15 protein-coding genes are annotated in these 24,151 nt (G+C 65.2%); 10 read left to right on the top strand and 5 right to left on the bottom strand.

Translation table 11 applies throughout. The features are described from left to right. Positions 1–119 precede the first annotated feature (119 nt). Positions 120–473: a DsrE/DsrF/TusD sulfur relay family protein gene (locus tag ACODRW_RS23260; protein WP_488906806.1), complete on the bottom strand. Its 354-nt coding sequence runs from the start codon at positions 471–473 to the stop codon at positions 120–122. Positions 474–780: 307 nt separating this feature from the next. Between ACODRW_RS23260 and putA the strand changes: the two genes are divergently transcribed. Next, complete coding sequence (gene putA, locus ACODRW_RS23255; RefSeq protein ID WP_488906805.1) at positions 781–4,383, top strand: trifunctional transcriptional regulator/proline dehydrogenase/L-glutamate gamma-semialdehyde dehydrogenase; 3,603 nt, start codon at positions 781–783, stop codon at positions 4,381–4,383. Positions 4,384–4,656: 273 nt separating this feature from the next. Further along, positions 4,657–5,880 (top strand): branched-chain amino acid ABC transporter substrate-binding protein, encoded by a 1,224-nt coding sequence (locus ACODRW_RS23250; protein ID WP_107801118.1) that lies wholly within the window; start codon positions 4,657–4,659, stop codon positions 5,878–5,880. 59 nt (positions 5,881–5,939) lie between these two features. On the opposite strand, the gene ACODRW_RS23245 is transcribed toward ACODRW_RS23250, so the two are convergent. Both ACODRW_RS23245 and ACODRW_RS23240 read right to left on the bottom strand, forming a co-directional pair. Then, positions 5,940–6,200: a GlsB/YeaQ/YmgE family stress response membrane protein gene (locus ACODRW_RS23245; RefSeq protein WP_107801117.1), complete on the bottom strand. Its 261-nt coding sequence runs from the start codon at positions 6,198–6,200 to the stop codon at positions 5,940–5,942. Positions 6,201–6,340: 140 nt separating this feature from the next. Further along, positions 6,341–7,489, bottom strand: coding sequence for a branched-chain amino acid ABC transporter substrate-binding protein (locus ACODRW_RS23240; protein ID WP_107801116.1), 1,149 nt, complete (start codon positions 7,487–7,489; stop codon positions 6,341–6,343). A 179-nt stretch (positions 7,490–7,668) separates the two neighbouring features. On the opposite strand from ACODRW_RS23240, the gene ACODRW_RS23235 reads away from it, so the two are divergent. The 4 genes from ACODRW_RS23235 (at position 7,669) to ACODRW_RS23220 (ending at position 12,699) form a co-directional block, all read left to right on the top strand. After that, entirely contained in the window at positions 7,669–8,043 is a 375-nt protein-coding gene (locus ACODRW_RS23235) for a cysteine-rich CWC family protein (RefSeq protein ID WP_107801115.1), read from the top strand. A gap of 153 nt (positions 8,044–8,196) precedes the next feature. Next, positions 8,197–9,390, top strand: a complete 1,194-nt coding sequence (gene macA, locus ACODRW_RS23230; protein ID WP_235087955.1) for a macrolide transporter subunit MacA — start codon at positions 8,197–8,199, stop codon at positions 9,388–9,390. Beyond that, a complete protein-coding gene (gene macB, locus ACODRW_RS23225; RefSeq protein ID WP_227107827.1) occupies positions 9,387–11,321 on the top strand; it encodes a macrolide ABC transporter ATP-binding protein/permease MacB in 1,935 nt (644 codons plus the stop codon). Before macA ends, macB begins: the two co-directional genes overlap by 4 nt. A 4-nt stretch (positions 11,322–11,325) precedes the next feature. Beyond that, positions 11,326–12,699 (top strand): efflux transporter outer membrane subunit, encoded by a 1,374-nt coding sequence (locus ACODRW_RS23220; protein WP_488906804.1) that lies wholly within the window; start codon positions 11,326–11,328, stop codon positions 12,697–12,699. Positions 12,700–12,738: 39 nt separating this feature from the next. Here the strand turns inward: ACODRW_RS23220 and ACODRW_RS23215 are convergent, their stop codons facing one another. Next, complete coding sequence (locus tag ACODRW_RS23215; RefSeq protein WP_488906803.1) at positions 12,739–13,641, bottom strand: hypothetical protein; 903 nt, start codon at positions 13,639–13,641, stop codon at positions 12,739–12,741. After that, on the bottom strand, positions 13,626–14,450 hold the full coding sequence (locus ACODRW_RS23210; protein WP_107801110.1) for a hypothetical protein: 825 nt from the start codon (positions 14,448–14,450) through the stop codon (positions 13,626–13,628). Before ACODRW_RS23210 ends, ACODRW_RS23215 begins: the two co-directional genes overlap by 16 nt. 362 nt (positions 14,451–14,812) lie before the next feature. On the opposite strand from ACODRW_RS23210, the gene ACODRW_RS23205 reads away from it, so the two are divergent. The 4 genes from ACODRW_RS23205 to ACODRW_RS23190 all read left to right on the top strand — a co-directional run. After that, positions 14,813–16,960, top strand: coding sequence for a type I secretion system permease/ATPase (locus tag ACODRW_RS23205; RefSeq protein WP_227107832.1), 2,148 nt, complete (start codon positions 14,813–14,815; stop codon positions 16,958–16,960). Between the two features lie 8 nt (positions 16,961–16,968). Next, complete coding sequence (locus tag ACODRW_RS23200) at positions 16,969–18,390, top strand: HlyD family type I secretion periplasmic adaptor subunit (RefSeq protein ID WP_488906802.1); 1,422 nt, start codon at positions 16,969–16,971, stop codon at positions 18,388–18,390. A gap of 1 nt (position 18,391) precedes the next feature. After that, positions 18,392–19,591, top strand: a complete 1,200-nt coding sequence (locus ACODRW_RS23195) for a glycosyltransferase family 4 protein (protein WP_488906801.1) — start codon at positions 18,392–18,394, stop codon at positions 19,589–19,591. A gap of 236 nt (positions 19,592–19,827) precedes the next feature. After that, a partial coding sequence (locus tag ACODRW_RS23190; RefSeq protein ID WP_488906800.1) for a calcium-binding protein occupies positions 19,828–24,151 on the top strand: 4,324 nt, incomplete at its 3' end.

Below are 24,151 nucleotides of genomic sequence, written 5' to 3'. Positions count from 1 at the left end.
ACCGTGAAACGCCTTAGCGCCGATGATAGTGTGGCATTCGCCATGTGAAAGTAGGGCATTGCCAGGCGCCCAATGTAAAAGCCCAGACCAAACGGTCTGGGCTTTTTGCATTTGCGGATTCAAAAGCTGAGCGTTTTGTCCGCGCTCAGCGTCCATTCGGCCAGCTCCGGCATGGTGCCGATCTTGACGCCCGGCAACAGCAGGCTTTCATCGATTCCCCGCGCGTCGGCGCAAGTGCGGCAGACGCGCGCCGTCACGCCCAATTCCAGCGCTTCGGCCAGCATCCCGCCCAGGGTCGGCGCTTGCGCGGTCTTCTGATTTTTCAATGCGGCGACAACGGCGTCGGACAGCAGGAACAGCTGCACCCGGCAGCGCTCGGCCTGTTGAGCCAGGGTCAGCGTCAGGCGCAGCGCGGAGAGCGCGCGTTCGTCCCCGTAGGGGCTGGCGTTCAGGGTGATCAGCACGGTTTGCATGAGGGTTTGCCTATGATGAAGAGAGTCAGGACGGCATTGTGGCACGTTGCGCCGGCCTTGGCATGCGCGGACGGGGGCGGAGCGGGGCGCTCTAAGTTGTTGGCATGCAACAGTGAGGCGGGTCTTGAGCCCGGCTGGCGCCGGCTAACTGCTTGTACGAGTTGGGTTTGTTTGGGTTGAAATTATGGACTGAAAAGTTTCCTTCATATTGTCCAGCAATCTATTTGTATTTGTATACAATAGACAAATTTTCCGGGCGCTAATGAAAAGAGATAGCCCGGGGCTGCAAACTACACGGAGATGATTCATGCAATTCGACGCATTTGCCCATGGCCAGTCGGCGCTGCGGGACGCCATTACCTCTGCCTATCGTCGCGATGAGCGCGAGTGCGTGCAGGCGCTGTTGCCGCAGGCTGCGATGAGCGACGGCGAAGTCACTGCGGTTCAGGACCTGGCGCGGCGCCTGGTGGCGGAGGTGCGCCGCGAGCGCACCAAGTCCAGCGGGGTGGATGCCTTGATGCATGAGTTTTCTCTGGACAGCGCCGAGGGCATCGCCTTGATGTGTCTGGCCGAAGCGCTGCTGCGCATTCCGGACCGCGAAACCGCGGACAAGCTGATCCGCGACAAGATTTCGCGCGGCGACTGGAAGGCCCACCTGGGCAATAGCGCTTCCTTGTTCGTCAACGCCGCGGCCTGGGGCTTGCTGGTGACCGGCAAGCTGGTGGCTTCGCACAGCGCGAATGGCTTGTCGGCGGCGATGACCCGTTTGATCGCCAAAGGCGGCGAGCCGCTGATCCGCAAAGGCGTGGACATGGCGATGCGCATGCTGGGCAAGCAGTTCGTCACCGGCGAGACCATTGAGGAAGCGCTGGCCAACGGCCGCGAACGCGAGGCGCGCGGCTATCGCTTCAGCTACGACATGCTGGGCGAGGCGGCGATGACCGAGGCCGACGCGCAGCGCTATTTGCAAGACTATGTGACCGCCATTCACGCCATCGGCAAAGCGTCCGCCGGCCGCGGCATTTACGAAGGCCCGGGCATTTCGGTGAAGCTGTCGGCCATCCATCCGCGCTATAGCCGCATCAAGCACGAACGGATGATGGCCGAGCTGCTGCCGCGCCTGAAAGGCTTGTTCCTGCTGGCCAAGCAGTACGATATCGGCCTGAACATCGACGCCGAAGAAGCGGACCGCCTGGAAATCTCCATGGATCTGGTGGAGGCGCTGGCCAACGATCCGGATCTGGACGGTTTCGAGGGCATAGGCATTGTGGTGCAGGCTTACCAGAAGCGCTGTCCCTATGTGATCGATTTCCTGATCGATCTGGCGCGTCGCAGCAAGCACCGCTTCATGGTGCGCCTGGTCAAGGGCGCTTATTGGGACGCGGAGATCAAGCGCGCCCAGGTGGACGGCTTGCCGGGCTATCCGGTTTACACCCGCAAGGTTTACACCGATGTGGCTTATCTCGCCTGCGCCAAGAAGCTGTTGTCCGCGCAGGACGCGATCTATCCGCAGTTCGCCACCCATAACGCCTACAGCCTGGCCGCGGTGTTCAATCTGGCCTCCGGCAAGGATTACGAATTCCAGTGCCTGCACGGCATGGGCGAGACCCTGTACGACCAAGTGGTGGGCAAGGACAAGTTGGGCAAGGCTTGCCGCATCTACGCGCCGGTGGGTTCGCATGAAACTCTGCTGGCCTATCTGGTGCGCCGCCTGCTGGAAAACGGCGCCAACAGCTCCTTCGTCAACCGCATCGTGGACGAGGCGGTATCCATAGACGAACTGGTGGCGGATCCGGTGGCCGAGGCCGCGCGCCATGGCGGCCAGCCGCACAAGAAGATTCCGGCGCCGCTGGAGCTGTACGGCCAGCAGCGCAAAAACTCCAAGGGTCTGGACCTGTCCAGCGAGCATGTGCTGGCCACGCTGCAACTGGGCCTGCAAGCGTCCGAGAAACAGCCGTGGGGCGCTTTCCCGATGTTGGGCGACGGCGACGTCACCGACGGCGAAGTGCAGCAGGTGCGCAATCCGGCGGATCGCGACGATCTGGTGGGCCGCGTGATCGAGGCGAGCGCGGCGGATGTGAACCGCGCGCTGGAGCTGGCGCAGCAAGGCGCCGCCGATTGGGCCGCCACGCCGGTGGCCGAACGCGCCGCCTGCCTGCAACGGATGGCCGACCTGATGGAAGACCAGATGCCGGCGCTGATGGGCCTGGCGGTGCGCGAGGCCGGCAAGACGCTGGCCAACGCGATCGCCGAGGTGCGCGAGGCGGTGGACTTCTGCCGCTACTACGCGGCGCAGATCGAAGACGAATTCGACAACGCCAGCCATCGCCCATTGGGCCCGGTGGTGTGCATCAGCCCGTGGAACTTCCCGCTGGCCATCTTCATCGGCGAGGTGGCGGCCTCGCTGGCGGCCGGCAACGCGGTGCTGGCCAAGCCGGCGGAGCAGACCAGCCTGATCGCCGCGCACGCGGTGCGCTTGTTGCACGAGGCCGGCGTGCCGCGCGCGGCGCTGCAATTGCTGCCGGGCCGCGGCGAAGTGGTGGGCGCGGCGCTGACCGCGGACCCGCGCGTCCAGGGCGTGATCTTCACCGGCTCCACCGAGGTGGCGCAAATCATCAACCGCACGCTGGCCAAGCGCGGCGGCGACCCGGTGCTGGTGGCCGAAACCGGCGGCCAGAACGCGATGATCGTGGACAGTTCGGCGCTGCCGGAGCAGGTGGTCACCGATGTGCTCAGCTCGGCCTTCGACTCCGCCGGTCAGCGCTGCTCCGCGTTGCGCGTGCTCTATCTGCAGAACGACATCGCCGACAAGGTCATCGCCATGATCAAGGGCGCGATGGATGAATTGAAAGTGGGCGATCCGGCCAAGCTGGACATCGACGTCGGCCCGGTGATCGACGCCGAAGCCCAGGCCGGCCTGCTGGCCCATATCGAGAAGATGAAGGCGAGCGCGCGCGCCACTCATCAGGTCAAGCTGGGCGAGGACTGCGCCAAGGGCACCTTCGTGGCGCCCACCTTGTTTGAGATCGCCGATCTCAAGCAGCTGAAGCGCGAAGTCTTCGGTCCGGTGCTTCATGTGCTGCGTTTCGAGGCCAATGAGCTGGACAAGGTGGTGGCCGAGATCAACGCCACCGGCTACGGTCTGACCCACGGCATCCACAGCCGCATCGACGAGACCATCGACAATATCGTCGGCCAGATCAAGGTCGGCAACGTCTACGTCAACCGCAACATCGTCGGCGCGGTGGTGGGCGTGCAGCCCTTCGGCGGCGAAGGCAAGTCCGGCACCGGCCCCAAGGCCGGCGGTCCCTTCTATCTGTACCGGCTGAGCCGCGCGGCCTGGGAGCCGAAACTGGCGGCGGAGACCCTGCCGCTGTCCCTGCCGGCGCTGGACGCCTTGGCGGCCGCCGCCGGCGGCCTGGGCCTGGCCTTGGAGCCGGCCATCGCCGCGGCGCGCAAGGACAGCGCCTTGTCTTGCCTGGTGAACCTGCCGGGCCCCACCGGCGAGCGGAACTCGCTGCAGTTCGCGCCGCGCGGCAAGGTGGGCTGCCAGGCGGGCAACGCGCAAGCGCTGGCGGAGCAGCTGGCGGCGGCCTTCGCCACCGGCAACCGCGCGGTATTGCCGGCCAATGAGGCGGGCCGAGGCTTGGCCGCCAAGCTGGGCTCCTTGGTGGAGCTGGACGCCGATGTGTTGGCGGCGGATGTCGGCGCCGTGCTGTTCTCCGGCTCCGAAGCCGAGGCCGAAGCCGCCCAGCGTACGCTGGCCGCGCGCGACGGCGCCTTGGTGCCGCTGCTGCGCGCCGACGCGCAAGGCCATTACAATCTGCACCGGCTGGTGGTGGAGCGCGCGCTCAGCGTGAATACTACCGCGGCGGGCGGCAACGCCAGCCTGATGAGCATAGGCGATTAAAGGCGGGGCGGGCCCCGGCGACGGCGGCCCGTTCGTCTTGCAACTCCGCGGATCAAACCGGTTTTCCCATGCGCCGGCGCGCATGGGGTGGCGGCGGGCTTGTCCAACAAGCCACTTGCCACAAGCTGGCGGCCTTGAAATAATGCCGCCAGCCGCCGCGCTCGCCCCTGCTTGGGGAAGGCGGGATGTACATAACAACATTAGACAGGTTCCGCAAACCCCCAATCCCGACACGTGACGGATGGGGATCTCTGGAGAAATAGAGGAAACATGATGCAAGCAAACAAACTGACGACTCTTTCCCTGGCCGTGGCCGCCGCTGTCGCCTTGTCCGCATGCGGCAAAAAAGAAGAGGGCGCGCCGGCAGCCGGCGCCTCCGCCGGCGCGGAAGCCGCCGCGGGCGGCGTGGTCAAGATCGGCTTCGCGGCCCCTCTGACCGGTCCGCAAGCCCACTACGGCGAAGAATACAAAAACGGCGTGACCCTGGCGATTGAAGACGCCAACGCCGAGAAGCCCACCATTGGCGGCAAGCCGGTGAGCTTCGAACTGGAAGCCCAGGACGACCAGGCCGACCCGAAAACCGCCACTCAGCTGGCGCAGAAATTCGTCGACGAGAAAGTGAACGGCATCATCGGCCACTTCAACTCCGGCACCTCCATCCCGGCCTCCAAGATCTATTCCGACGCCGGCATTCCGATGATCGCCATGGCCACCTCGCCGGCCTTCACCGCGCAGGGCTTCAAGAACACCTTCCGCTCGATGACTTCCGACACCCAGCAAGGCTCGGTGATGGGCAAGTTCGTGGTGGAAAAACTGGGCGCCAAGAAAGTGGTGATCGTGGACGACCGCACCGCTTACGGTCAGGGCCTGGCCGACGAGTTCGAGAAGGCCGCCAAGGCCGCCGGCGGCAATGTGGTCAAGCGCGAATTCACCAATGACAAGGCCACCGACTTCGCCGCCATCCTCACCTCGATCAAGGCCGCCGCGCCGGACGTGGTGTTCTACGGCGGCGCCGACGCGCAATCCGCGCCGATGGCCAAGCAGATGAAGCGCCTGGGCCTGACCGCTCCGCTGATTTCCGGCGAGATGACCAAGACCCCGACCTTCCTGCAACTGGCGGGCAAAGAAGCCGACGGCACCATTGCCTCGCTGGCCGGCCTGCCGCTGGATCAAATGCCCAAGGGCAAGGACTACGAGAGCCGCTACAAGGCGCGCTTCAAGATGGACGTGGCCACTTACTCGCCGTACGGCTACGACGCCACCCGCGCGCTGATCCAGGCGATGAAAGACGCCAACTCCACTGATCCCAAAGCCTACCTGCCGGTGCTGGCCAAGATCACCCACTCCGGCGTGACCTCCGGCAGCTGGACCTACGACGCCAAGGGCGATCTGAAAGACGGCGGCATCACCGTCTACAAAGTGGTGAACGGCGAGTGGAAAGTGCTGGAAACCGTGGGCGGCGCCGCCGCGTCCAAGGACGCTTCCGCAGCCAAATAAGCCGGTTCGGCATCAGGCGACAAGGCGACGCGTTCAGCGTCGCCTTTTTCTTTGCCCGATCAACGCAAGAGGCCGATCTTCTTCAGCAGGAAAATCAGGATGGCGGCGCCGGCAATGCCGAAGGCCAGGCCGGGCAGGGAGAAGGAACCGGCGGCCGAGGCGGAAGAGATGCCCAGCAGCCGGCCAAACAGCCAATGTCCCAAGGCCGAACCAATGATGCCGATGATGATGTTGGCGATCACGCCTTCGCTGACGCCCATGACCTTGCCGGCGAGCCAGCCGATCAGGCCGCCGGCCAATAGGGAAACGAGTAGTCCCATATCCTCTCCTTATGTTAGTTTGTGAATAAATAGTTATAGCCATTTATTTAATATGGCGCCATATTTTTTGGAGCGCCGCCGCAAAAAACAAAAACCCCGGCATAGGCCGGGGTGTGGAGACGAGGCGGGAACGCCGGTGTTTACAGGCCGACCCACTGTCCTTTGCGCAATTGATACAGCGACACGGTGCCGTGCTGGATGTCGCCCTTGTCGTCAAAGCGGATCTCGCCGGTCACGCCCTTGAAGTCGGTCTTGGGCAGTTCGCCCAGGTATTTGGCCGGATCGGAGGAGCCGGCGCGCTTCATCGCGGCGATCATCACCCGCGCGGCGTCATAGGTGTAGGGCGCGTAGGCCTGGATGTCGGCGTTGAATTGCTGCTTGTACTTGCCGTTGAAGTCCGCGAAGCCCGGCATCTTGTCTTTTTGCGCGCCGGCGCTGGAGGCGTAGCTGCTTTCCGCGCTGTCGCCGCCCAGTTTGGAGAACTCAGGCGTATTGATGCCGTCCGCGCCCATGAAGGCGGCCTTCAGGCCCAGCTTGTTCATCTGCTTGACCATGGGCGCCGCCTGGGCGTCCATGCCGCCGTAGAACAGCAGGTCCGGCTTCGCCCCCTTGATCGAGGTGAGGATGGCCATGAAATCCGTGGCGCTATTGCTGGTGAACTCGCGCTTGACCACCTTGCCGCCGGCCGCTTCCACCGCCTTGGCGAAATCGTCGGCCAGGCCCTGGCCGTAAGTGGTGCGGTCGTCGACGATGGCGATGCGGCCGGCCTTCAGCGTTTCGATCGCGTACTTGGCCAGCGCCTCGCCTTGCTGGCGGTCGTTGGCGATGATGCGGAAGGTGTTCTTGAAGCCCTGCTGGGTGAAGCTGGGGCTGGTCACCGAGGCGGCGATCATCGGAATGCCGGCCTGAGAGTAAATCCGCGAAGCGGGAATGGCCGCGCCGGAGGTGAGATGGCCGATGATGCCGGCCACCTTGCCGTCCACCAGGCGTTGCGCCACCTGGGCGGCGGTTTTGGGATCGGCCTGGTCGTCCTCGGACACCACTTCGAAAGTGACGGGCTTGCCGTCCAGAGTCAGCTTTTCGGCATTGGCTTCTGCCACCGCCAGCTTGACGCCGTTGTCCGCGTCGCGGCCCCAGTGGGCGAAAGGCCCGGTCAGCGGGTTGGCGGAGCCGATTTTCACCACGACCGCGCCGGCTTCGGCCGGCGCGCTGCCGGCGCTTTGTTCGGATTTGCCGCAGGCGGTCAGGGCCAGCGCGGCGCAGGCGATGAGGCTAAGATGCGTTTTCATGAATTTCTCCTGATTTCTCTTTGTCTATTTAGCTTTAATCTATTTGGATATTCGCCTCAGGAATAAGGCGGCAGCCCATTTTTGGTGCATACACCGATCAGCGTCAAGCCCGGCGGCGTGTAGGCGGCGGCTTTGCGCTAAAATAGCGGACTGATTTCGCGACATAAGATGGATTTTTGATGACAAAGGCGTATCCCGCGCCCGCCTCGCCCTGCGTCGGCCTCTGCCGTCTCGACGAGGGCGGCGCCTATTGCCTGGGCTGCCTGCGCACCTTGGACGAGATCGCCGGCTGGTCCGGCTTCGACGACGAACAAAAGCGCGCGGTGTGGCAGCGGCTGATCGGCTTGCGGCCCAAGGTCAAAGACAAGCGCTGCGAGCGTTGCGGCGCGGCCTTCCGTTGCGGAGAGGGCGGCGACAACGGCGCTTGTTGGTGCGCGGAGCTGCCGCAGGTGCTGCCCTTGCCCTATGGTCACGGCGATTGCCTGTGCCCGGAATGCCTGCGCCGCCATCTGCGGGAAAGCTATTTGGCGCGCGGGCTGACGCCGCCCTTATAGCCGGCGGACCGCCCTAGCGTTCTGCATGTCAAACGCGTATTGTCGACGCGGGGTGCAACCAATGCCCGTTGCCCGCGGTCCTAAGATGTTTTCCTCATTTCCGCTTTGGTTTCTCGCCACATGACATTTTGGAAGCGTTGGATTCGTAAGCTTTTGCTCCCCCTGTATTTGATCGGCTCCTTGCAAGGACGCCGCCGCGTCAATTTGGGCCGGCGGCCGTGGCGCAACGGCATTGCGCTGCTGGCCGTCCTGGCGCTGGCCGCCTGGGGGCTTTGGCTGTGGCTGGCGCCCAAGCCGGCGCCGCAGGTGCTGACCGCGGAGGTGACCCGCGCCGATCTGGAGGACGTGGTGCTGGCCAGCGGCGTGCTGAAGCCGCTGCGGCAAGTGGACGTGGGCGCCCAGGCCAGCGGCCAGTTGAAAATCCTGAAGGTGGCGGCCGGCGACCGAGTCGGCAAGGGCGAGCTCTTGGCCGAGATCGATCCGGAAAACAGCCTCAACGATTTGAAGGTTTCCGAGGCGCAACTGGAGTCCCGCGTGGCTCAGCTGCGTAGCAAGCAGGCCACGCTGCGCCAGGCCGAGCGCGAGTTGGCGCGCCAGAAGCAGATGATGAGCGAGGGCTCCACCTCGCAAAAAGACCTGCTGGCGGCGGAAACCGCCTATCAGAGCCAGACGGCGGAGCTGGACGACTTGCAAGCGCAGATTCGCCAGAACCGTTTCCAGATCGACAAGAACCGCACCACGCTGGGCTATACCCGCATCACCGCGCCGATGGACGGCGAGGTGATCGAAATCGTCACCCAGCAGGGTCAGACCGTGATCGCCAGCCAGACGGTGCCGGTGATCCTGAAACTGGCTGACCTGAGCACGATGACGGTGCACGCCCAGGTGGCCGAGGCCGACGTGATTCGCGTCAAGGCCGGGCTGCCGGTGTATTTCACCGTATTGGGGGCGCCGGACCGGCCCATCCGCGGCAAGCTGCGCGCCATCTTGCCGACGCCGGAAAAAATCAACAACGCCAACTTCTACAAGGCGCTGTTCGATGTGAAGAACATGGACGGCAAGCTGCGCGTGGACATGACCGCGCAGATCAGCATCGTGCTGGCGGAGTCCAAGCAGGCCTTGAATATTCCGCTGAGCGCGCTGGGCGCGGCCGGCAAGGATGGACGCCACAGCGTCAAGGTGCAGGGCAAGGACGGCCAGCTGCATGAGCGCCAAGTGCGCATCGGCCTGAAGACTGCCACCCGTGTGCAGATCCTGGATGGTTTGAAAGCCGGCGAGAAAGTGGTGACCAGCGAAGCCGGCGGCAAGGAAGAAGAACCCAGCGGCAGCGTGATGGTGAGCGCATGAGCGGAGCCAGCCTGACGCTGTCCGGAGTGTGGCGCCGGTTTCCGTCCGGCGATGAAGAAGTGGCGGTGCTCAAGGAGGTCAGCCTGGACATCCGCGCCGGCGAGATGGTGGCCATCATCGGCGCCTCCGGTTCCGGCAAGTCCACGCTGATGAACATCCTGGGCTGCCTGGATCAGCCCTCGGCCGGTCATTACCAGGTGGGCGGGCGCGACGTGGGCGCGCTGGACAAGGACCAGCTGGCCACGCTGCGGCGCGAGCATTTCGGTTTCATCTTTCAGCGCTACCACCTGTTGCCGCATCTGAGCGCCATCGACAATGTGGCGATGCCGGCGGTGTACGCCGGCATGAGCCAGGAAGCGCGGCGCGAACGCGCGCGCCAGCTGCTGGCGCGGCTGGGCCTGGCCGGCAAGGAAGACTACCGCCCGGGCCAGCTGTCCGGCGGCCAGCAGCAGCGCGTGTCCATCGCCCGGGCGCTGATGAACGGCGGCGACATCATCCTGGCCGACGAACCCACCGGCGCCTTGGACAGCCACAGCGGCGAAGAAGTGATGGCCATCCTCAAGGAACTGCACGCCGCCGGTCACACCATCATCATCGTCACCCACGACCCGTCCATCGCCGCGCAGACCGAACGCATCATCGAGATCCGCGACGGCGAGATCCTGCGCGACAGCGCCGCCGACGCGCCGCGTCCGGTTGTGGACGCGCGCGAGCCGCGCCGGCCCAAGCCCGGCCCGGCCTGGCGCGAACGCATGAGCGAAGCCTTCAAGATGGCCATGCTCGCCATGCTGGCCAACCGGCTGCGCACCGTGCTCACCATGCTGGGCATCATCATCGGCATCACCTCGGTGGTGTCCATCATCGCGGTGGGCGAGGGCGCGCGCAATTACGTGCTGAACGACATCCGCTCCATCGGCACCAACACCATCACCGTGTACCGCGGCAAGGACTGGGGCGACGACAAGGCCGACGGCGTGCGTACCTTCTTGCCCGGCGATCTGGCCGCGCTGGCCGAGGAACCCTATGTGGACAGCGTGTCGCCGGTCACCAGCAACAGCCTGCGCATCCGCTACCGCAATGTCGACGTCAACGCCTCGGTGTCCGGCGTGGACAGCACGTATTTGCGCGTGCGCGGCTTGAAAGTGGTTGCCGGCCTGGGTTTCAGCCGCGACGACGTGCGCATGCAGCGCCAGGTGGTGGTGATAGACAACAACGCCCGCCGCAAACTGTTCGCCGACGCGGACGCCATCGGCCAAGTGGTGCTGGTGGGCAGCGTGCCGGCCACCGTGATCGGCGTGGTGGAAACCAAGGACAACGGCGGCGGCAAATCGCTGCAAATGTGGATGCCCTACAGCACCGCCGGCAGCCGGCTGTTCGGCCAGGCTTATTTCGACTACATGGTGGTGCGCATCCAGGAAGGCCAGCCCACCGCGCTGGCCGAAAAGGGGATCAGCCAACTGCTGACCTTGCGCCATGGCGGCAAGGACTTCTTCACCTTCAATATGGACGAGGTGCTGAAAACGGTGGAAAACACCAGTCGCACCCTGGCCCTGTTGCTGACCCTGATCGCGGTGATTTCACTGGTGGTGGGCGGCATCGGCGTGATGAACATCATGCTGGTGTCGGTGACCGAGCGCACCCGTGAAATCGGCATCCGCATGGCGGTGGGCGCGCGCCAGTCCGACGTCTTGCAGCAATTTCTGACCGAGGCGGTGCTGGTCTGCCTGGTGGGCGGGGCCATCGGCATCGGCCTGTCCTACGGCATCAGCTTTGTGTTCGCGCTCTTGGTCAGCAAGTGGAAAATGGCCCTGTCGCTGAAGGCCATCCTCCTGGCGGTGGCGTGTTCCACCGCCATCGGCGTGGTGTTCGGCTATCTGCCGGCGCGCAGCGCGGCGCGTTTGAATCCGATTGACGCCTTGGCGCGGGAGTAAGTGTTTGACGCTTTGGAAATCCAATCTCACTGTTTTGGGCCTGGCCCTCTTGCTGGCCGGCTGCCAGAGCACGCCGTATCAGCGCCAAGCGCTGGAAGCGCCGGCGCAATGGCGCGGCGCCCCGTCCCACGCCCAGGCGGACATGAGCCGCGAGCGCTGGTGGCAAGGCTTTGACGACGCCGGCTTGCTGGCGGTGCTGGAGCAGGCGCGCAGCCGCAACCCGGATCTGAGCATCGCCCTGCTCAAGCTGCGCAAGGCCCAGCTCGCGGCAGGTTTGGAGCGCAGCGACGCCTTGCCCTCCTTGAGCGGCGACGTCAATGCGGGGACCAAGCGCACGCTGGGAGAGTCTTCGGCCTGGAGCCGCAGCAGCGGCGGCAGCTTGAACACCAGTTACGAGCTGGACCTATGGGGGCGGGTGGACGCGCGCTTGCGCGCGGCGGATCAGGAGTTCCGCGCCAGCGCCTATGACGAAGCCGCCGCCCGCCTGTTGTCGGACAGCGCTGCCGCCGGCCTGTACTGGGACATCGCCGCGCTCAAGGCGCGGCAGACGCTGGGGCAGGCGGATCTGGCGGACCTGCGCCGCATCCAGGCGCTGGCGGAAGCCAAATGGCGCGCCGGCGCGACGAGCGAACAGGACGTCACCCAGGCGCGCAGCGCGGTGCTGAGTCAACAGGCGGACTTATTGGGGCTGGCCGACGAGCGCGGGCAAAAGGAAAACGCTTTGGCGCTGTTGCTGGACCACCCGTCCGGCGCGGCGCTGCCGGCTATCGCCGCGCTGCCGCTGGAACCCGCCTTGCCGGCGATAAACGCCGGCCTGCCCAGCAGCCTGCTGGAGCGGCGGCCGGATCTGATGGCCGCGGAAGCGCGCTTGCGCGGCAAACTGGCCAAGGTGGACCAGGAGCGCGCGGCCTTCTTCCCGGCGCTGAAACTGACCGGTTCGCTGGGCTCCAGCAGCGGCGCGCTGAGCAGCCTGGTGCAAAACCCGCTGCTGACGCTGGGCGCGTCCCTGTCCTTGCCCTTCCTTGAGTGGCGCAAGCAAGGCCTGCAATTGAAGAGCAGTCAGGCCGATTACGAGCTGGAAACCGTCAGTTTCCGCAAGACCTTGTACAGCGCTTATCAAGAGGTGGACAACGCGCTGAGCGCGCGCCAGCGGCTGCAAGGCTCCGCTCGCTTGCAAGCCGACGCGCTGGCCTTGAACCGGCGCAGCGAACAACTGGCGGAAAGCCGCTACCGTGCCGGGGCGGTTGACGTGCAAACCTGGCTGGACGCGGCCAAGGCGCGGCGCGGCAGCGAGTCCGCGCTGATCCGGCTGCGTCAGGAGCAATTGAAAAACCTGGCGGATGTTTACAAGGTGTTGGGCGGCGCGCCCGCGGCCTGAGCGGCGAGGGTTCCGACCGGGTTTTGCCCTGGCGCAGGCTTAAGGCTCAAGATATTCTTCGCAGGCCGGCATCGGTTTATCCGGCGCATAGACGCCGCTATCCGGCTGCCGCGTCAGCAGGCGCTGGAAGGTGCAGGCCTGGTCCACCGCGGTGGCGATGTCTTTTTTCCTCAGACGCTTGCCCAGCGAGTCCCGGCTGCGGGAGACCGGGCCGGGAAAGCTGGTGGCGCGGGTGCGGTAGATCAAGCGCGGGAAGCCGGCCGCGACGCTTCTGTCCAGCTTGATGCTGGAAGAAAAACTGTATTCGTCATGGCAGGCGCCGCGTCTGTCGGCGAAATCCCGTTCCGAAAAGCACGCGCGTATCATCAAGGAGCTGGACAGCGGCAGCGCCAGCACCTCGCGCATCTCAAATCCCGAGCCCTTGGGGTAAATCTGTAGCAGGCGCAGCGTGCTGAAAGAACCGCCTCCGCCGGAATACATGGTGCTGACGTCCTCTCTGACGCCCACCATCACGCCTTGATCGGGGGCGGCAAGCCGCAGCGCGTAAGGCCATAAAGTCAGGCTGCGGCGATTGTCCCATAGCGCGTCGGTCTGTAAGTTGCGTAATTCCAGTTGTGCGTCAGGCCCCTGGCCAGCGGCGGGCTGGATCCTGAGAATGGGCGGAGCTTCCTTGGTTTGCGCCACTAGCTCAATACAGAGCTGGCGATCCGTGGTGCAGCCTTGCTTTGATTCCGCCGGCTCCGGCGTCGACTTCAGCATCAAGGTCTTGATGCTATTGCCGGCTAGGTCAACATCGGCGGGCTGAGCGGCAGCTGCCGGCCGGCACCAGGCAAGTGCTGTGAAGGCGGCGAGGGCAGCGAGCTTGAGGGCGTGGTAAACATCATTAGGGTTCTGCTTCATTGCCTGCTTTTCATGGGAGCGTGGCGCTAGATCACCGCCCACAGTCCGCAGATCGCGAACAGGATCAGCACCCCGGTCAGGATCTGGGCGGTGGTGCGTTCTTTTTGCAGCGCCCGTTTCAGGTTGTCGTGCACGCTTTCCAGTTTTTCCAGCCGCTGTTCCAGTTCGGCGCGGGTTTCGTCCTGCCGCGCCAGCGATTGCAGCATCGCCTCGCCGCCCACCTCGGTGATCAGTTCCTTATTCCATACCCCCAGCAGCTTGTTGACCTTGTCCTTGAAGTACAGCGCGGAACGCTGGTTGGCGTCCTGCCATTCAAATTCAAAGCCCTGACTGGCGTAAAAGGCGTTGCGTTGCAGCCGCTCTTCTTCCGACGAGGTCTGGCTCATGGCGATCATGCCGGGGCTGATGGCGTGGTCCGGACAAATGCCCTTGGCCCAGGCGATGACGCTGGCGAACAGAAAAGCGTCCAGTCCGGTGCCGACAAAGCCGGGGCTGGCCTGCACGCCGCTTTTGGGGCCGAAGGTGACGGTGCGGCTGGGCCGGTCCACGCGCACCCAGGCGCAGTTGTGGGCGGCTTGGAAATGGCTGTCCTCGCCCTCGAACAACTGCCAGCGGTGGCCGTCGGCGCGGGCGTAGCCGCGAAACTGCAGCCGGAAGAAGTCGGATTGCTCGGTCATGGCCCGGCTGCGCTGCAAGATGCCGTAAATGGGCGTGCCGTTGGCGGTCAGCGTCAGAATGGTCTCGCCCAGCGGAATGGCCAGCGTGGCCAGGGTGTTTTCGTTTTCCGGAGCGCGGAGCACCGGTTCTTCGGCGGTGGGCGCCGGGTTGGCGGCCTGGTTCGGACTGGTCATCTGCTGCCTATGCTGGGGTGTTCTGGGGGCCTGTTTGCGGTGGTCATCAGGCGCTGGGCTCGTGAACGGGCGGACGGCCGCCGCGGGCGGGCGTCACGGGACGCTTATTGTACCAATCTAGACGGCTTGGGGAATCCTTGCTCACATGACATCCGGCATGAGGGCAAACGGCGCCCAATTTGGCGCGCTGCACGGTCAATGCGTAATTTTACTTAGAATATTGCAGATCAATAAAAGCTTTATTTCAAACAAACACTTATTGGTTGCGCTAAATAATCACATAATAAAATGTGAATGTGTTACTTGTATTGGGTAATGGTGTGGCATATCGTGCCCCCAATCATTAAATACAATCGGTCATTATGCTTGCTCAAACGGATACGGACGGTTCTGCCTCCTCCGCAAACATCAGCGATTTGGGCTTGCTGGGCCTGGTCCTGCTGGCCCAGTTCCACGGCGTAGCCGCCGACCCGGCGCAACTCACCCATCAATACGGCCGCCAGGCCGAACCCTTCAGCGAAACCGACCTGCTGCTGGCCGCCAAAGGCCTGGACCTTAAAGCCCGCATCGTCAAACAAAGCCCGGACCGCCTCAGCCTGACCGCCTTGCCGGCGCTGGCGCTGCGGCCGGACGGCGAACACTTCATCATCGCCCGCTGCGACGGCGACAAAGTGCTGATCCACGACCTCAAGCACGGCCGGCCGCAAGTGCTGAGCCAGGCGGAGCTGACGGCGCGCTACGCCGGCCGGCTGCTGCTGATGGCTTCGCGCGCGTCGGCGGCGGGGGCCTTGGCCAAGTTCGACTTCACCTGGTTCGTGCCGGCCATCGTCAAATACCGCAAGCTCTTGCTGGAAGTGCTGGCGGTGTCGCTGGTGTTGCAGCTGTTCGCGCTGGTGACGCCGCTGTTCTTCCAGGTGGTGATGGACAAGGTGCTGGTCAACCGCGCCTTCAACACCCTGGACGTGATCGCCGTCGGGCTGTTGATCCTGTCGCTGTTCAATGTGGCGCTGTCGGCGCTGCGCAGCCACGTGTTCGCCCACACCACCAGCCGCATCGACGTGGAACTGGGGGCGCGGCTGTTCCGCCACCTGCTGGCGCTGCCGCTGGCCTACTACGAAGCGCGGCGGGTGGGGGACACCGTGGCGCGGGTGCGCGAGCTGGACAATATCCGCAACTTCCTCACCGGCCAGGCGCTGACCACGGTGCTGGACCTGCTGTTCTCCTTCGTGTTCCTGGCGGTGATGTGGTACTACAGCGGCTGGCTGACCCTGATCGTGCTGGTGTCGCTGCCGTGCTACGCGCTGTGGTCGGCCGGGCTGACCCCGCTGCTGCGGCGGCGTCTGGACGAGAAGTTCGCGCGCGGCGCCGACAACCAATCCTTCCTGGTGGAAGCGGTGGGCGGCATCGGCACCATCAAGGCGATGGCGGTGGAACCGCACATGACCCGGCGCTGGGACAACCAGCTGGCCGCCTACGTGGCCGCCGGCTTCCGCGTCACCCGGCTGGCCAATATCGGCCAGAACGGCGTGCAACTGATCCAGAAACTAGTTACCGTCGCCACCCTGTGGCTGGGCGCGCGGCTGGTGATCGCCGGCGAGCTGTCCGTCGGCCAACTGATCGCCTTCAATATGCTGGCCGGCCAGGTGGCGGCGCCGGTGGTGCGGCTGGCGCAACTGTGGCAAGACTTCCAGCAGATCGGCATCTCGGTGGAACGGCTGGGCGACATCCTCAACACCCGCAGCGAGCTGCCGGCCAGCCGCGCGGCGCTGCCGGCGATCCAGGGCCGCATCCAGTTCGACCAGGTGGTGTTCCGCTACCGGCCGGACGGCCCGGAAATCCTGCGCGGCCTCAGCCTGGACATCCGGGCCGGCGAAGTCATCGGCATCGTCGGCCGCTCCGGCTCCGGCAAAAGCACGCTGACCAAGCTGGTGCAACGGCTGTACGTGCCCGAATCCGGACGCGTGCTGGTGGACGGCAACGACCTGGCGCTGGCGGACCCGGCCTGGCTGCGGCGGCAGATAGGCGTGGTGCTGCAAGAAAACCTGCTATTCAACCAAAGCATCCGCGACAACATCGCGCTGGCCGAACCCGGGCTGGCGCTGGACCACGTGATCCAGGCGGCCAAACTGGCCGGCGCCCACGACTTCATCATGGAACAGGCCGAAGGCTACGACACGATGGTGGGCGAACACGGCGCCAGCCTGTCCGGCGGCCAGCGCCAGCGCATCGCCATCGCCCGCGCGCTGATCAGCAAGCCGCGCATCCTGATTCTGGACGAAGCCACCAGCGCGCTGGACTACGAATCCGAACGCGCGATCATGCAAAACATGCGCGCCATCTGTCAGGGGCGCACCGTGCTCATCATCGCCCACCGCTTGAGCACCGTGCGCGGCGCCAGCCGCATCATCGCCATGGACCAAGGCCGCATCGTCGAAAGCGGCCGCCACGAAGACCTGCTCCGCCAGCCCGACGGCTACTACGCCCGCCTGCACAGCCTGCAACAAGGATAAACCCGTACATGAAGCACCAACTGCACGCGCTGCGCGACTTCGCGCGGCGCTACCGGCAGGCCTTTGCCGCGCACTGGGCCATCCGCCGCCAACTGGACCCCCAGCCGCGGCGCGAAGACGAACTGGCCTTCCTGCCCGCCCACCTGGAACTGACCGACAGCCCGCTGTCCCCGCTGCCGATGTGGAGCATGCGCCTGATCGGCGCGCTGTTCCTCATCGCGCTGCTGTGGTCCGCGCTGGGCCAGCTCGACATCGTCGCCGTCGCCGGCGGCAAGACCGTCAGCGGCGGCCGCACCAAAATCCTGCAGCCGCTGGAACCCAGCGTGGTCAAAGCCATCCACGTGCGCGACGGCCAGCAAGTCAAGGCCGGCCAAGTGCTGATCGAACTGGACGCCACCGGCGCCAGCGCCGACAAACAAAAGGCCGACGACGCCCACGCCGCCGCCGCGCTGGCCGCCGCGCGCTACCAGGCGCTGCTGAACGCGCTGGACAGCGGCCGGCTGCCGCAGCTGCCGGCCACCCCCGGCGTCGCCGACAGCCAGAGACTGGCCGAAGAAAGCCTGGCGCTGGGCCAATGGCGCGGCTACCAGGCCAAGCTCGAAGCGTTGAACGCCACCCTGCGCCAACGCCAGGCCGAGCACGCCACCACCCGCCAGCAAGTGAGCAAACTGCAAGCCACCGGCCGCATCGCCGCCGCGCGCGAACACGACTACCAAGACCTGCTGGCCAAGAACTTCATCTCCAAGCACGCCTATCTCGACAAACAACAAGCGCGCATCGAACAGGCCGGCGACCTGGCCAGCCAGCAAAGCCGGCTGCAAGAACTCGACGCCGCCATCGCCGGGCAAGAACAAGAGCGCAAAGCGCTGCAAGCCAACTTCCGCAGCGAGGCCCTCGACAAACTGCGCGAAGCGCGTGAACAAATGCGCCAATACGGCGAAGACCAGAAAAAGACCGGCCAACGGCAGGCGCTGACCCGGCTGACCGCGCCGGTGGCCGGCAGCGTACAGCAACTGGCCATCCACACCGTGGGCGGCGTGGTCACCGAAGCGCAGCCGCTGCTGGCGGTGGTGCCGCGGGACGAAACCCTGGAAATCGAAGCGCAGATCGAAAACAAAGACATCGGCTTTGTGCGGCCGGGGCAGGCGGCCACCGTCAAAGTGGAAAGCTTCCCCTACACCCGCTACGGCTACCTGGAAGGCGTGGTGGACAGCGTCAGCCACGACGCGATGCAAGACGAAAAGAAGGGCTTGGTGTTCCTGGCGCGGATCCGGCTGAAGCAAGACCACCTGAGCATAGACGGCGCGCGGGTGCGGCTCAGCGCCGGCATGACGGTGAGCGCGGAAATCAAGACCGGTCGGCGGCGGGTGATCGACTACTTCCTGAGTCCGCTGCAACAGCATGTTGGCGAAGGCCTGCGCGAGCGCTGAGATGAAACTGCTGCTGATCCATCAAAACTTCCCCGGCCAGCTGCGCCACATCGCCGAACACCTCAAACAGCGGCCGGACATCGAACTGCTGGCGGTGGGACGCGACAGCGCGCCCGGCCTGGCCGGCGTCAAACTGCTGCGCTACCGGCCGCACCGCGGCCCGCACCGGCACACCCACCCCTATCTGCACAGCTACGAAGACGCGGTGCTGCACGGCCAGGCGGTGCTGCGCGCCTTGCAGCCGCTGCAACAGCGCGGCTACCGGCCGGACATCATCCTGGCCCACCCTGGCTGGGGCGAAACCCTGTTCCTCAAAGACCTGTTCCCGGCGGCGCGGCTGATCCACTACAGCGAGTACTACTACCACGGCCAAGGGGCCGACGCCGACTTCGACCCGGAATTCCCGCTCAGCCTGGACGGCGCGGCGCGGCTGCGGGCGCGCAACGCGCTGCACCTGCTCAACCTGGAACACGCCGATCAAAGCATCACCCCCACCCACTGGCAACACAGCCTGCACCCGGCGGCCTACCGGCCGAGTGTGCAGATCCAGCACGAAGGCATCCGCTGCGGCCAACTGGGGCCGGACCCGACGGCGACGCTGATCCTGCCCAACGGCCGGACGCTGCGCGCCGGCCAGCCCATCGTCAGCTATGTGGCGCGCAACCTCGAACCCTATCGCGGCTTCCACAGCTTCATGCGCGCGCTGCCGGCGCTGCTGCGGCAACGGCCGGACAGCCAGATCGTCATCGTCGGCGGGGATGGCGTCAGCTACGGCAGCGCGCCGCGCGACGCGGCCAACTGGCGCGAAAAACTGCTGCGGGACAAGCCGGTGGACCCGGAGCGGGTGCACTTCCTGGGCAAAGTGCCGTACGAGGTTTACCGAAAGGTGCTGCAAGTGTCGGCGGTCCATGTCTACCTGACCTATCCCTTCGTGCTGTCGTGGAGCCTGCTGGAAGCGATGGCCAGCGGCTGCCGCATCGTGGCCTCGGACACCGCGCCGGTGCGGGAAGTGATCCGGGACGGGGAGAACGGCGAACTGACCGACTTCTTCGACGCGGCGGCGTTGGCGGAGAAGGTGGGGGCGGCCTTGGAGACGGACGGCGGCGGGCTGCGGCTTGCGGCGCGGGAGACGGCGGGGCGCTACAGCGTGGAGGCGGGGCTGGCGGGCTATCGACGGTTGTTGGGTTTGCCGGCGGAGTGAAGGCGGCTTAGAGCCTATTCAAAGTCTCGCGAGCAAGGGCGAGACAAGGCGAAAACCACTGAGAAAGCGGAATGTACAAGTGGTACATGAGTATTTCGAAGGGGTTTTCAACGCCGTATCGCCGAAGCGCAGCAGACTTTGAACAGGCTCTTAGGCGGTGGAACCGGCAAGAGCAGTACCAAGCAGTAAATCGTAGTGCGTGATGACACAAACAAATATTGATAAGGAAACAAGTTATGACGACAAGCGTAACGGGCAGCGACCTGGGCGGCGTGCTGGAAGGCGGCCCGCAGGACGATGTGCTCAAGGGTGGTGCCGGCAACGACACCTTGAACGGCTATGACGGCAATGATCTGCTGCAGGGCGGCGCCGGCGACGACGTGCTCAACGGCTATGCAGGCAACGACACGCTGGAAGGCGGCGCCGGCGACGATTTGCTCAATGCCGGCAGCGGCAACAATGTGCTGGCCGGCGGCGAGGGCAACGACACCCTGATCGGCGGCGCGGACAAGGACATCTATCTGTTCAATCTGGGCGACGGTTTCGACACCATCACCGACAACGCCCAGGACAAGCGCGACGCGGCGGACAGCGATCCGGCCTACCGCGACGAGTTGCGCTTCGGCCCGGGCATCCGCCCGGAAGATATCCAGCTGGAGCATGTGGGCGACGATTTGCTGCTGTCCCACCGCAACGGCGACGACGCGGTCACCATCAAGGGCTGGTTCGCCGACAAGAGCTTCTGGATCGAGCGCATCGTATTCGCCGACGGCGGCGAATGGGGCATTAACGATCTGGCGCAGCGCGTGATCGTGCAGACCGGCAGCGAGCGCAAGGAAATCCTCAACGGTTGGCTGGGCAAGGATCATCTGATCGGCCTGGGCGGCAATGACGTGCTGAACGGCCGCGGCGGCGACGATCTGTTGGACGGCGGCGCCGGCAATGACAAGTTGTTTGGCGAAGACGGCAACGACACCTTGCTGGGTGGCGACGGCGACGACACCCTGGACGGCGGCAGCGGCAACAATGTGCTGCACGGCGGTCGCGGCAACGATCTGCTGATCGGCGGCGCCGGCGCCGATGTTTACCTGTTCAACCTGGGCGACGGCGTGGACGTGATTCGCGACGCCGGCGGCGTGGACGTGTCGGTGAAAGACGAAATCCGTTTTGGCGCCGACATCCTGGTCAAGGACGTCAGCGTCAGCCGCCAGGGCGACAACCTGGTGCTGATCCACGTCAACGGCAGCGACCGCCTGGTGGTGGAAGGCTATTTCGCCAGCGCGTCCAGCCGTATCGAGCGCATCGTGTTCGCCGAAGGCGTGGTCTGGACCCAGGCCGATATCAAGCTGACCCAGCTGGGCGGCAGCGGCAACGATACCTTGATCGGCTGGGAAGGCAGCGATCTGCTGGACGGCGGCGCAGGCGATGATTCGCTGATCGGCGGCGGCGGCAACGATACCTTGATCGGCGGCCTGGGCAATGATGTGCTGGTCAGCGGCGGCGCGGGCGTTAGCGTGCTGATCGGCGGCGCGGGCAACGACACCCTGGTGGGCGGCGCCGGCGCGGAGATTTACCAGTTTGGCCTGGGCGACGGCGCGGACGTGATCGCCGCGCACGGTGTGGACGTCAGCGTGACCTTGCAGGACCGCATTGTCTTTGGCGTCGGCATTTCGGTGGACGACATCCGGGTGGAGCGCCAGGGCGACGACATCGTGCTGATCCACGCCAACGGCCGCGACTCCATCACCATCCAGGCGGGCTTCAGCCTGGAGCATGGTTGGCATGGCCAGATCGTGTTCGCCGACGGCAGCGTCTGGCTGGGCGCGGAACTGGCGCAGAAACTGCTGGAAGTGCAGACCGGCGGCGATGACGACGATCTGCTGCTGGGCTCCGGTCAGTCCGATCTGTTGGACGGCGGCGCCGGCAACGACACCTTGATCGGCAACGGCGGCGAGGACACCTTGCGCGGCGGTGCCGGCGACGACCAGCTGCAAGGCGGTGTCAGCGGCCACACCACGATGGAAGGCGGGGCCGGCGACGATGTGCTGATCGGCAACAAGGGCCGTGAAACCTTCGTCTTCGGCGTGGGCGACGGCCGCGACCTGATCAACTATGGTGCCCAGATCGGCAAGATCGCCGCCTTGAGCGCCAACGACGAAATCCGCTTCAAGGCCGGCATCAGCGCCAAGGACATCCGCGTGCTGCGCGCAGGCAATGACCTGCTGTTGCAGCACATCAACGGCCAGGACAGTATCCGCGTCAAGAACGGCCTGGTCGATAAGACCGGCTGGGCCGGCGTGGTGCTGTTCGCCGACGGCTCCAAATGGAGCGCGGCCGAGCTCTTGACCATGGTGGTGGCCGCGGGCGGCACCAGCGGCAAGGACGTGCTGACCGGCGGCAAGGGCGGCGATCTGCTGGACGGCGGCGACGGCGACGATACGCTGATCGGCGGCGGCGGCAACGACACCCTGAAGGGCGGCGCCGGCAACGACGTGCTGATCAGCAGCGGCGGCGGCACGGCCATCCTGGAAGGCGGCAAGGGCAACGACACCCTGCAAGGCGGCAGCGAGCACAATATCTATGTGTTCAATCTGGGCGACGGCAACGATGTGATCATCAACAATTCGCTGAACGTGTCGGTGGGCGTGAGCAGCGAGATCCGCTTCGGCGTCGGCATTTCGGTGACCGACATCACCGTGGTGCGCGTGGGCGACGACGTGCTGTTGCAGCATGTCAACGGCAGCGACTCGGTGCGCATCCAGGGCTGGTTCAGCAGCCAGAGCATGCAAGTGGGCAGCGTGGTGTTCGCCGACGGCGGCAGCTGGACCTCGGTGCAGATCAACCAGTTCGTCAAAGGCGTCTATGTGGGCGGCAGCGGCAACGACGCCTTCCACGGCGGCAGCGGCAGCGATCTGCTGGAAGGCGGCGACGGCGACGATACGCTGATTGGCGGCGGCGGCAACGACACCTTGCGCGGCGGCAACGGCAACGACGTGCTGATCGCCACCGGCAGCGGCACGGTGATCCTGGACGGCGGCAAGGGCAACGACACCTTGCGCGGCGGCGCGGACCGGAACATCTATGTGTTCAATCTGGGAGACGGCGGCGATCTCATCATCAACAACTCGCTGAACGTATCGGTGGGCATGAGCAGCGAAATCCGCTTCGGCGCGGGGATTTCGGTGACCGACATCACTGTGGTGCGCGTAGGCGACGACATCGTGCTGCAACACGTCAACGGCAGCGACTCGGTGCGCATCCAGGGCTGGTTCAGCAGCCAATTGTCCCAGGTGGGCAGCGTGGTGTTCGCCGACGGCAGCAGCTGGACTTCGGTGCAGATCAATCAGTTCGCCGCGGGCATTTTCATCGGCACCAGCGGCAACGACATCCTCAAGGGCGGCAAGGGCCATGACCTGCTGGACGGCGGCGACGGCGACGACGTGCTGATCGGCGGCGGCGGCAACGACACCCTGAAAGGCGGCGCCGGCAACGATGTGTTGATCAGCGCAGGCGGCGGCGTGTCCATCCTGGACGGCGGCAAGGGCAACGACACCCTCAAGGGCGGCGGCAGCCAAGACATCTACGTCTTCAATCTGGGCGACGGCCGCGACGTGGTGATCAACAACTCCTTGAACGTCAGCGTCAGCCACCAGAGCGAAATCCGCTTTGGCGCCGGCATCTCGGTGACCGATATCACCGTGGTGCGCGTGGGCGACGACGTGTTGCTGCAACACGTCAACGGCGTGGATTCGGTGCTGATCCAGGGCTGGTTCCTCAGCCAGAGCAACTGGGTGGGCGGCGTGGTGTTCGCCGACGGCAGCAGCTGGACCTCAGTGCAGATCAATCAGTGGGCCAGCGGCATCTATATCGGCACCGCCGGCAATGATGTGTTGATCGGCGGCGCGGGCGGCAGCCTGCTGGACGGCGGCGCCGGCAACGACACCCTGATTGGCCGCGGCGGCAACGACACCTTGAAGGGCGGCGCAGGCAACGACGTGCTGGAAGGCGGCGCCGGGCGCAATGTCTATATCTTCAATCTGGGCGACGGCCAGGACACCATTCGCTATGGCGAAAAGGGCGTCAACCTCGCTTGGAGCAGCTACGAGGAGATCCGCTTCGGCGTGGGGATTTCGGTGACCGACATCACCGTGGTGCGCATTGGCGACGATGTGGTGCTGCGGCATAGCAACGGCGTGGACAGCATCACCATCCAGGCCGGCATGTCGGTTCAGAGCTCATGGTCCGGCAGCATCGTGTTCGCCAACGGCGGCAGCTGGAGTCTGCTCGAACTGATCAGCCTGGCGGCCGTGACCCTGAACGGCACCGACGGCGCGGATACGCTGAAGGGGGCCAAGGGCAATGACGTGATCTTCGGCCTGGCCGGGGATGACCAGTTGTTCGGCAATGAAGGCAACGACAGCCTGTTCGGCGGCGCCGGCAACGACACCCTGTACGGCGGGGCCGGCAACGATCTGCTGGAAGGCGGTGCCGGCGACGACGGCCTGTTCGGCGAAGAAGGCAACGACACGCTGCGCGGCGGCGCCGGCAAGGATACGCTGT

The sequence above is a fragment of the Chromobacterium sp. FG89 genome (genome assembly GCF_057808735.1).
This window is presented reverse-complemented; position numbering and strand designations above follow the sequence as displayed.

Excerpts from the sequence above, each read along its gene's own strand:
- ACODRW_RS23260 (WP_488906806.1), bottom strand. The coding sequence starts at position 473 with ATGCAAACCGTGCTGATCACCCTGAACGCCAGCCCCTACGGGGACGAA.
- putA (WP_488906805.1), top strand. The coding sequence starts at position 781 with ATGCAATTCGACGCATTTGCCCATGGCCAGTCGGCGCTGCGGGACGCC.
- ACODRW_RS23250 (WP_107801118.1), top strand. The coding sequence starts at position 4,657 with ATGCAAGCAAACAAACTGACGACTCTTTCCCTGGCCGTGGCCGCCGCT.
- ACODRW_RS23245 (WP_107801117.1), bottom strand. The coding sequence starts at position 6,200 with ATGGGACTACTCGTTTCCCTATTGGCCGGCGGCCTGATCGGCTGGCTC.
- ACODRW_RS23240 (WP_107801116.1), bottom strand. The coding sequence starts at position 7,489 with ATGAAAACGCATCTTAGCCTCATCGCCTGCGCCGCGCTGGCCCTGACC.
- ACODRW_RS23235 (WP_107801115.1), top strand. The coding sequence starts at position 7,669 with ATGACAAAGGCGTATCCCGCGCCCGCCTCGCCCTGCGTCGGCCTCTGC.
- macB (WP_227107827.1), top strand. The coding sequence starts at position 9,387 with ATGAGCGGAGCCAGCCTGACGCTGTCCGGAGTGTGGCGCCGGTTTCCG.
- ACODRW_RS23210 (WP_107801110.1), bottom strand. The coding sequence starts at position 14,450 with ATGACCAGTCCGAACCAGGCCGCCAACCCGGCGCCCACCGCCGAAGAA.
- ACODRW_RS23205 (WP_227107832.1), top strand. The coding sequence starts at position 14,813 with ATGCTTGCTCAAACGGATACGGACGGTTCTGCCTCCTCCGCAAACATC.
- ACODRW_RS23200 (WP_488906802.1), top strand. The coding sequence starts at position 16,969 with ATGAAGCACCAACTGCACGCGCTGCGCGACTTCGCGCGGCGCTACCGG.
- ACODRW_RS23195 (WP_488906801.1), top strand. The coding sequence starts at position 18,392 with ATGAAACTGCTGCTGATCCATCAAAACTTCCCCGGCCAGCTGCGCCAC.